Origin of the sequence: Streptomyces griseoflavus (assembly GCF_014649995.1) — a bacterium.
Taxonomy (GTDB): Bacteria; Actinomycetota; Actinomycetes; order Streptomycetales; family Streptomycetaceae; genus Streptomyces; species Streptomyces griseoflavus.
On sequence record NZ_BMUC01000012.1, the window covers coordinates 104,913 to 113,672 of the forward strand.

At 72.5% G+C, this 8,760-nt stretch carries 10 protein-coding genes; 4 read left to right on the top strand and 6 right to left on the bottom strand.

Annotated elements, in window-relative coordinates:
• The first annotated feature begins 193 nt into the window (after window positions 1–193).
• On the top strand, window positions 194–1,123 hold the full coding sequence (locus tag IE172_RS24025) for an NADP-dependent oxidoreductase (protein WP_190099386.1): 930 nt from the start codon (window positions 194–196) through the stop codon (window positions 1,121–1,123).
• Window positions 1,124–1,240: 117 nt separating this feature from the next.
• On the opposite strand, the gene IE172_RS24030 is transcribed toward IE172_RS24025, so the two are convergent.
• The 3 genes from IE172_RS24030 to IE172_RS24040 are packed head-to-tail and all read right to left on the bottom strand — an operon-like array spanning window position 1,241 to window position 2,518.
• Complete coding sequence (locus tag IE172_RS24030) at window positions 1,241–1,576, bottom strand: DUF202 domain-containing protein (protein ID WP_190099387.1); 336 nt, start codon at window positions 1,574–1,576, stop codon at window positions 1,241–1,243.
• Window positions 1,573–1,965 (bottom strand): YidH family protein, encoded by a 393-nt coding sequence (locus IE172_RS24035; RefSeq protein ID WP_190099388.1) that lies wholly within the window; start codon window positions 1,963–1,965, stop codon window positions 1,573–1,575. Before IE172_RS24035 ends, IE172_RS24030 begins: the two co-directional genes overlap by 4 nt.
• Window positions 1,966–1,975: 10 nt before the next feature.
• The gene (locus IE172_RS24040) at window positions 1,976–2,518 is read right to left on the bottom strand and encodes an NUDIX domain-containing protein (RefSeq protein WP_190099491.1); all 543 of its coding nucleotides are present in this window, start codon (window positions 2,516–2,518) and stop codon (window positions 1,976–1,978) included.
• 250 nt (window positions 2,519–2,768) lie between these two features.
• Here IE172_RS24040 and IE172_RS24045 point away from each other — a divergent pair, with 250 nt between their 5' ends.
• Both IE172_RS24045 and IE172_RS24050 read left to right on the top strand, forming a co-directional pair.
• Window positions 2,769–3,719 (top strand): hypothetical protein, encoded by a 951-nt coding sequence (locus tag IE172_RS24045; RefSeq protein WP_190099389.1) that lies wholly within the window; start codon window positions 2,769–2,771, stop codon window positions 3,717–3,719.
• Between the two features lie 66 nt (window positions 3,720–3,785).
• Window positions 3,786–5,327, top strand: coding sequence for an APC family permease (locus IE172_RS24050; RefSeq protein WP_190099390.1), 1,542 nt, complete (start codon window positions 3,786–3,788; stop codon window positions 5,325–5,327).
• A 108-nt stretch (window positions 5,328–5,435) separates the two neighbouring features.
• Here the strand turns inward: IE172_RS24050 and IE172_RS24055 are convergent, their stop codons facing one another.
• Window positions 5,436–6,833 carry a GntT/GntP/DsdX family permease gene (locus IE172_RS24055; RefSeq protein WP_190099391.1) on the bottom strand — a complete coding sequence of 466 codons (1,398 nt, stop codon included), beginning with the start codon at window positions 6,831–6,833 and terminating at the stop codon, window positions 5,436–5,438.
• A gap of 71 nt (window positions 6,834–6,904) precedes the next feature.
• Window positions 6,905–7,411 carry a gluconokinase gene (locus IE172_RS24060; protein WP_190099392.1) on the bottom strand — a complete coding sequence of 169 codons (507 nt, stop codon included), beginning with the start codon at window positions 7,409–7,411 and terminating at the stop codon, window positions 6,905–6,907.
• 137 nt (window positions 7,412–7,548) lie between these two features.
• Here IE172_RS24060 and IE172_RS24065 point away from each other — a divergent pair, with 137 nt between their 5' ends.
• Complete coding sequence (locus IE172_RS24065; protein ID WP_190099393.1) at window positions 7,549–8,250, top strand: FadR/GntR family transcriptional regulator; 702 nt, start codon at window positions 7,549–7,551, stop codon at window positions 8,248–8,250.
• Here the strand turns inward: IE172_RS24065 and IE172_RS24070 are convergent.
• Window positions 8,247–8,621, bottom strand: a complete 375-nt coding sequence (locus IE172_RS24070) for a YchJ family protein (RefSeq protein ID WP_190099394.1) — start codon at window positions 8,619–8,621, stop codon at window positions 8,247–8,249. The two genes, IE172_RS24065 and IE172_RS24070, sit on opposite strands and share 4 nt — an antisense overlap.
• Window positions 8,622–8,760 lie beyond the last annotated feature (139 nt).

The window sequence follows — 8,760 nt, forward strand, 5'->3', positions numbered from 1 at the left end:
CTCCTCCGGGCAGGAATCAGTACCCGCCCATGATGCCGACCGGTCGGTATGCCGTCCAGAGCGGCGACGAAACGTGACCGGGCCCACGACAGGCGTTCCACCGCACGCACCGGCCGCCCCGCGTGCCACGCGAATGGCGTGTATCGCGCGGTCCGGCTTGCACGGCGCGGTCCGACCCCGGAGGGTCGGATGCATGAAGGCGATCAGCTACGCACGGTACGGCGGCCCCGAGGTGCTCGAACTCGGCGAGGTCGACGACCCCAAGGTAGGGCCCGACGCGGTACTGGTGAAGGTACGGGCGGCGGCCGTCAACCCGGTCGACTGGAAGTGCCGCGAGGGCTACCTCGACGCCATCCTCCCGGCCGTCTTCCCGGTGGTCCCGGGCTGGGACGTCTCGGGCGTGGTCGTCCAGCCGGGCCCGGCCGTGCCGGAGTTCTCCGTCGGCGACGAGGTGATCGGATACGTGCGCGCGGACGTCCTCTCCGGGGGCACCTTCGCCGAGTACGTGGCCGCCCCGGTGCGCACCCTCGCACGCAAGCCGGGCAGCATGTCCTTCGAGGAGGCGGCGGGCCTCCCCCTCGCGGGCCTGACGGCCCACCAGATGCTGAGCCGCGTCCTCGGGGTCCAGCGGGGCGAGAGCGTCCTGGTGCACGCAGCCGCGGGCGGCGTAGGGTCCATCGCCGTCCAGCTCGCCGTCCACCTCGGCGCCCGCGTGATCGGCACGGCGAGCGAGCGCAACCACGACTTCGTCCGCGGACTCGGCGGGGAACCGGTGAGCCACGGCGCGGGGCTGGCCGAGCGGGTACGGGAGCTGGTTCCCGGGGGCGTGGACGCGGTGTTCGACTCGGTGGGCGGCGACACCCTGCGGGCCTCCGTGAACCTCCTCGCCCCCGAGGGCCGCCTCGCCTCGATCGCCGACCCCGAGGTGGTGAGCCTCGGCGGCCAGTACTGGTTCGTCCGCCCCGACCCCCAGGACCTCCAGCACCTCTCCGACCTGGCGGACCAGGGCGTGGTCACCGTCCACGTCTCGGAGACCTTCCCCCTGGAACGCGCGGCGGACGCCCACCGCCTGAACGAGGAGGGCCGCACCCGCGGCAAGATCGTGGTCAGGGTGAGCGAATAGGCCCGTCCGGCGTTCGAGGACGAGGCCGTCAAGGCCGGAAGGGGGCTGGGGCGCAGCCCTTGGGGACGGAAGGGCCTGCGGGGGGCGAAACCCTACAGGCACGCGCCCGCCCCCACCTCACCCCGCCCCGACCAGCACCGCCCCGCACACGGCCATCGCCACCGTGCAGATCACCGCCCCCACCGCGTACGACGCGGCCGGCGCCCCCGGTGCGCTCACCGCCGCCAACCCCCGGATCCGCCGGTGGGCGACCCAGAGGAACCCCAGCCACCACGCGCAGCACAGCGCGCACGCGACGATCCCGGCCGCCGACCCCCCGCCCGCCGACACCGCCCTCACGGCCAGCGCGACCACCACCGTGCTCGCCAACGTCGTACGCCGCCACGCGAGCCGGGTCCGCTCGGGCTGCAGCCCGGGATCCCGCCCCGCTCCCCGGGCGTCCGCCCCGCTCACCCCTCCCACCCGAAGAGCACCACCACGACCATCGCCACGGCCACCACCGCCACCACCGCGCTCAGCAGCGCCGGGAACCGTGACACCGGCAGGTCCTCGCCCCGCCGCATCGCCCGCTCGCACCGCACCCAGTGGTCGACCGCCCGCAGCGCGCACAACGCACCCGCGGCGAGCAGGGCGAGCGCGAGCCCCACCCGCCATCCCCACCGCAGGTCCGGCAGGAACTGGTCCACGGCGAATCCGCCGCCGATGAGCGCCAGCGCGGTGCGCAGCCAGGCGAGGAACGTCCGCTCGTTCGCCAGCGAGAACCGGTAGTCGGGCGTCGTGCCCTCCTGCCGTACCTCCGCGGGCGCGAACCACAGCCGGACGTTCCGCACAAAATCGATCACGCCCGAGACCCTACCGACCGTCCGGCCCGCCCGGCCCGTGCGCCCGCCGCTCCCTGAGCCGCTCGTACGCCGCCCGCCCGTCCGGAACCCATTCCCACCCGCCGGTACCCAGCCGCCGCTCCACCTCGTCCTCCGGCAGGAACGCGTGCCACGCCACCTCCTCCGCCTGAGGCCGTACCGGCAGTTCGCAGCGCACCTCGTAGACGGCCGACCACCAGGTCCGGCCCGCCCCGTCGTCGTACAGGAACTTGAACAGGTACGCGGGGCGCGGCAGTCCGCTCACCCCCAGCTCCTCCTCGGCCTCCCTCAGCGCCGCCTCGTCGTAGCCCTCGCCCGCGCCGACCACCCCGCCGACGAACATGTCGTACAGCGAGGGGAAGACCTGCTTGGCCGCCGTCCGGCGGTGGACGAAGAGCCGGCCGCCGGCGTCCCGGACCAGGACGAAGGCGCACCGGTGGCGCAGCCCCCGCGCGTAGGCCTCGCCGCGCGGTGACCGTCCGACCACCCGGTCGTCCGCGTCGACGATGTCGATGATCTCCTCAGCACTCATCAGGCCATCCAAGCAGCGGAGCACCCGCCGGGCGGCACCCGGAGCCCACGGTGGGCGCGTCGAGGGGAGTAACACAAGTTGCCTCTTCGTGACCGGAGTTGACGCGTGTAACACCTCTGTCGCCCTTGACGTGATCCGCCGGCTGGCGGTTTGCTGTCCGTGATCAGCCCATGGCTGTCGGCAGCCGACCACTGCCGCACCGACCACCCGCCGTGGGCCGAGCCACAAGAAGAGCGCGTGAGGAAGTCCCGCGGTGCCCCCACCCCCGCCTCCCCTCGGCCGTGCCCGCAAACGCGCGGCACAGGCTTTCGACGAAGCTCTCGACGACGCCGAACTCGCCGACGCGCGGGCGGCGCTGGCGCAGGGCCGATGGCAGACCACCCGCACACTGCTCGGCCGGACGGGGGACGACTGGGACCGCCGGGCCCACCGGATCACGGTGCTCGCCGGGGAGTCGTACTGCGCCCCCTGGGCCCGTGAGTGGCTGCTCGCCGAGCCCGGCTCCGCCGACGCGGCCCTGCTGCTCGCCCTCGCCGGGGTGCGGCGCGCGCTGCGGGGCAAGGAGAAGCCCGCCCGTGTCCGCGAGGACTGCCTCGGGGCCGCGGAGCTCCGGCCCGCCGATCCCACCCCCTGGCTCGGGCTGCTCCTGCTGGAGTGCGCCCGGGGCGCGGAGGGGGACGTGGTCCGGATCTTCGAACAGGTCCGCACCCGGCACGCGGACCACCACCACGCCCACCACCTGGTGGTCGGCTGGCTCGCGGAACGGCGTGTGGAGGCCGGCCCCGACCCGCTGCACGAGGTGTACGACTTCGCCAACTGGGCCGCCGAGCAGGCCCCCGCCGACTCACCGCTGGCGATCCTGCCGGTCATCGCGCACGCCGAGCGCTACCGCACCCTGGCCGCCGCCGGGCAGGTACCCGCGGACCCGGTCGCCTCCGGCCACTGGGTCGGCCGCCGCGCCCGCCAGGTGATGAAGGCCGCCTTCGACTGGTGGCTGGAGTGGGAGCACGAGGAGCATCCGCGCCGGCTGGTCGACCTGAACTTCCTCGCCCACGCCAAGGTCTGCGAAGGACGCGGCGCCGAGGCCGCCGCCCTGTTCCACCGCATCGGCGACCACGCCGCACCGGCCCCCTGGTCCTACCCCGACCGCGATCCCCTGACGGCGTTCCGCACCGCCCGCGCCGTCGCACTGGGGACGGCCTGACCCGGTCCACCACCGCGACGCCCTGGCACCCGCCGCAACCACCCCCGACCCAAGGACGGTCTCGAGATGACGACGGACAGTTCGAGCAGGAGCAGAGCCGCGGCCGACGGCATCAGTACGTTCAAGGGGCGGGAGCGCGCCCTGCGCGCCGACCGCCTCGGCACCGGGGGCCTGCTGCTCTCCGTGCTCGCCGCGACCGCCCCCCTCACGGTGGTCGCCGGTGTCATGCCCACCACATTCGCGGTGATGGGCATCGTCGGCCAGCCGCTGCTCTTCGTGGTCCTCGGCGCCGTGCTGGTCCTCTTCAGCCTCGGGTACGCCGAGATGAGCCGGCACGTCCACAACGCGGGCGCCTTCTACGCCTACATCTCCCGCGGGCTCGGCGGGACCGCCGGCGCGGGCGCCGCCATGGTCGCGCTCGTCGCCTACAACTCCCTCCAGGTCGGCATCTACGGCATCTTCGGCTTCGAGGTCTCCGGCCTCTTCGCCACCTACGCCGATATCGAGATCGCCTGGTGGATACCCTCGCTCCTGGCCGTCCTGGCCGTCGGCGCACTGGGCTGGCTGAAGATCGACGTCAACGCCCGCGTGCTCGGCGTCCTGCTGGTCGTCGAGGTGCTGCTGGTCGTCGTCTTCGACATCGCCGCCATCGCCGACCCCGGCAAGGAGGGCCTGTCCCTGCACGCCTTCAACCCGGACACGCTCACCGGCGCCGGCGTCGGCACCGCCCTGTGCTTCTGCATCGCCGCCTTCCTCGGCTTCGAACAGGCCCCCGTGTACGCGGAGGAGACCAGCAGGCCGCACGTGCTCGTGCCGCGCGTGATGTTCCTCGCCGTCACCGGGGTCGCCGTCTTCTTCGCCATCAGCAGCTGGGCGCTCACCGTCGCCACCGGCCCGGCCGCGATCGTCGGCACCTCCCAGGAGCAGAGCGCGGGCCTGCTGTTCTTCCTGACCGAGGAACGGCTCGGCGGCACCTTCACCGACGTCCTGCACGTGCTCTTCGTCACCGGCATGTTCGCGGCGATGCTCAGCTTCCACAACGTCGTCGCCCGGTACGCCTTCGCCATGGGCCGCGAGGGCCTGCTGCCCGCCGCCTTCGGCCGCACCACCGGCGGCAGCGGCGCCCCCGGTACCGGCTCGCTGCTGCAGACCGTCATCGCCGCCGTGCTGGTCCTCGTCTTCGCGCTCACCGACGACAAGCCCACCGGCGACCCCACCGCCCCGGTCCTGCACCTGTTCACCTGGGGCGGCAACATCGGCGCGCTCGGCGTGATCGTGCTCATGGCCATCGCCTCCCTGTCCGTCGTCGTCTTCTTCGTCCGGCGCGGAGCCGCCCGCGCCCAGGCCTGGCGCCTGGTCACCTCGGCCCTGGCGGGCATCGCCCTGGTGGTGATCGCGGGCTACACCGTCAAGGACTTCGACGTACTGGTCGGCGCCGGCCCCGACTCCTCACTGAGCTGGGTCCTGCCCGGCGTCATCGGGCTCGCCCTCGTCGTGGGCCTGGTCCAGGGAGCGCTGCTGCGCGCCCGTGCCCCCGAGACGCACGCCCGCATCGGACTCGGCAACGAGGCCTTTCGGCTCGACCAGGAGGCCGAGCGCACCCCGTAGCACCCCGGCAGAAGCCCCGTCGCACGCCCCGGGACGACGAGCGGGCCCCCGCGCCTCACGGAGGAGGAGCGGGGGCCCGCGTACGTCAGGAAGGAGGCCGAGGCCCGGCTAGATGATCAGCGACAGCAGCAGGACCAGGGCACCGGCGACCACCGAGATGATCGTCTCCATGATCGACCAGGTCTTGATCGTCTGCCCGACGTTCAGCCCGAAGTACTCCTTCACCAGCCAGAAACCGGCGTCGTTGACGTGGCTGAAGAACAGCGAACCGGCCCCGATGGCCAGCACCAGCAGGGCGGCGTGCGTGGTCGACATGTCCGCCGCGAGCGGCGCCACCAGACCGGCCGCCGAGACGGTCGCCACGGTCGCCGAACCGGTCGCCAGCCGGATCGCCACCGCGATCAGCCAGGCCAGCAGCAGTGCCGGGATGGACCAGTCCTCGGAGATGTCCAGGATCATCTGACCCACACCGGTGTCGATCAGCGTCTGCTTGAAGCCACCGCCCGCGCCGACGATCAGCAGGATGCCCGCGATCGGCGCCAGGGACTTCTCCACCAGGGAGGAGATCCGCTCCCGGCTGAACCCGGCGGACACGCCGAGGGTGAAGATGCCGACGAGGACGGCGGCGAGCAGGGCGATCAGCGGGGAGCCGACCACGTCGAACACCCGCTGCACCGAGTTCTCGGGATCGTCGATGACGATGTCGACCAGCGCCTTGGCCAGCATCAGCACGACCGGCAGCAGGATCGTGGCCAGCGTCGGGCCGAAACCGGGACGCTTCTCCAGCTCCTCCGAGGGCCGCTGCGGGATCATCCGCTCCGGCGCCGGGACGTCCACCCAGCGGGCGGCGTACTTCGAGAACAGCGGACCGGCGATGACCACCGTGGGTATGGCGATCAGTACGCCCAGCGCCAGCGTCACACCGAGGTTGGCGTCGACCGCGTCGATCGCGACCAGCGGGCCGGGGTGCGGCGGCACCAGGCCGTGCATCACGGACAGGCCGGCGAGCGCGGGGATGCCGATGCGCATGAGGGAGTAGTTGCCGCGCTTGGCGACCATCAGCACCACCGGGATCAGCAGCACCACGCCGACCTCGAAGAACAGCGGCAGGCCGATCACCGAGGCGATCAGCACCATCGCCCACGGCATCGCCCGGCCGCTCGCCCGCGCGAGGATCGTGTCGACGATCTGGTCGGCGCCACCGGAGTCGGCGAGCATCTTGCCGAGGATCGCGCCGAGGGCGATCAGCACGCCCACCCCGGCGACGGTGGAGCCGAGCCCGGCGCTGAAGCTGGCTATCACCTCGTCCAGCGGTGCCCCGGCGAACGCGCCGAGCGCCAGTGACCCGATGGTCAGGGACAGGAAGGCGTGCAGCTTGAACTTGGTGATGAGCAGGACGATGACGGCGATGCCCGCCAGGACGGCGATGCCCAGCTGAGCGTGTCCGGCCGAGGTGATCGCCTCGGGTGCGTCCGCTGCCAGCATCTCGACGCTGAGTCTGGTCACGGTGGTTTTCCTTGCGTGTACGGGGGGTGGGGGACGGACCGGGGCAGGGGGGTGCCCCGGGAGTGGGTGAACTAGGAGAGGGCGTCGAGGGCGGCGGCCGCCCGCTCGGTGATCTCCTCGGGGCTGCCCGCCACGTCCACGGCGGCCCCGGCCTCGTCCCGCTCCAGCGGCTGGAGCGTGGCGAACTGGGAGTCGAGCAGCGCCGTGGGCATGAAGTGCCCCTGCCGGTGCGCCATCCGGTCCTCGATGAGCGCGCGGTCACCCGTGAGGTGCACGAAGACCACGCCCGGCGCGGCGGCCCGCAGCCGGTCGCGGTAGGACCGCTTCAGCGCCGAGCAGCTGACCACCCCGCCACGGCCCGCCCGCTCGTGCGCCCAGGCACCGATGGCGTCCAGCCAGGGCCACCGGTCGTCGTCGGTGAGCGGGGTGCCGGCCGTCATCTTGTCGATGTTGGCCCGCGGGTGGAAGTCGTCGCCTTCGGCGTAGGGGACGCCGGAACGGGCGGCGAGCAAGGGACCGATGGTCGTCTTGCCGGTGCCCGCGACGCCCATGACCACGACGACATGGGGGGTGTTCATCGCTGCCTCACTGTCTGCTGTCTCCGTCGACACCTGATGTCGACGTAACTGAAGCGCATTAGATACGACGAATACAAGAGTGTGTGACGTATAAGTCTGACTTTTTGTTCGCGTGACCCGCCCCGTACTCTGTGTGCATGAGCACCACGGGCCGAGGGCTGCACGGCCGGGTACTGGACACCCTCGGCCCCGAGATCACCGCCGGCGACTATCCGCCCGGCAGTGTGCTGCGCACCGACGAGCTCGCCCACCGCTTCGACGTGTCGCGCTCCGTGATGCGCGAGGTGGTCCGCGTCCTGGAGTCCATGCACCTGGTCGAGTCCCGGCGCCGCGTCGGCGTGACGGTCCTGCCGACCCGCGAGTGGAACGTGTACGACCCCCAGGTCATTCGCTGGCGCCTGGCCGGCGCGGACCGCCCCCGGCAGTTGCGCTCCCTCACGGTCCTGCGCTCGGCGATCGAACCGGTCGCGGCCGGCCTGGCCGCGCGCCACGCCACCGCGGAGCAGTGCGCCGAACTCACCGAGTGCGCCCTCGGCATGGTCGCCAACTCACGCGGTCACCGGCTGGAGGGGTACCTCTTCCACGACATGGCGTTCCACCGCGTCATCCTGAACGCCTCCGGCAACGAGATGTTCGCCCGCCTCGGCGACGTGGTCGCCGAGGTGCTGGCCGGCCGCACCCACCACGACGTGATGTTCGAGGACCCCGACCCCGCCGCCGTCACCCTGCACGTCCAGCTCGCCGAGGCGGTCCGCGAACGCGACGCCGCCCGCGCGGAGAAGCTGACCCGCGAGATCACCGAGGGCGCCCTCCAGGAACTGGACATCCTGGCGCCCTAGTCGAGGAAGTCCCCGTCCACGTACACCCACGCCCCGTCGACCCGCTCGAACCGGCTGCGCTCGTGCAGCGAGCCGCCCCGGTAGGAGGCGCGGAAGGTCACCGTGCCGGTGGAGTGGAAGGCGGACCCGCCCTCCGTGTCCAGGATCTCCAGCCCGGCCCACCGCATCCCGGGATCGAAATCGATCCGCTCCGGCCGCGTCCCCGGATGCCAGGTCCGCAGCAGGTACGGGCCGTCCTGCCGCACGAACGCGCAGTACCGCGACCGCATCAGCCGCTCCGCGGTGGGCGCGGCGGCCGTGCCGCCGTGGAACCGGCCGCAGCACGCCTCGTACGCCTCGGGCAGCCCGCAGGGGCAGGAACGAGCGGTCATGGTCACCCTCCGCCGGCAACGCCGTGAGGGCCGCGACCTCGCGGTCGCGGCCCTCACGCTTCATGTGTCCGAGGGGGGACTTGAACCCCCACGCCCGATAAAGGGCACTAGCACCTCAAGCTAGCGCGTCTGCCATTCC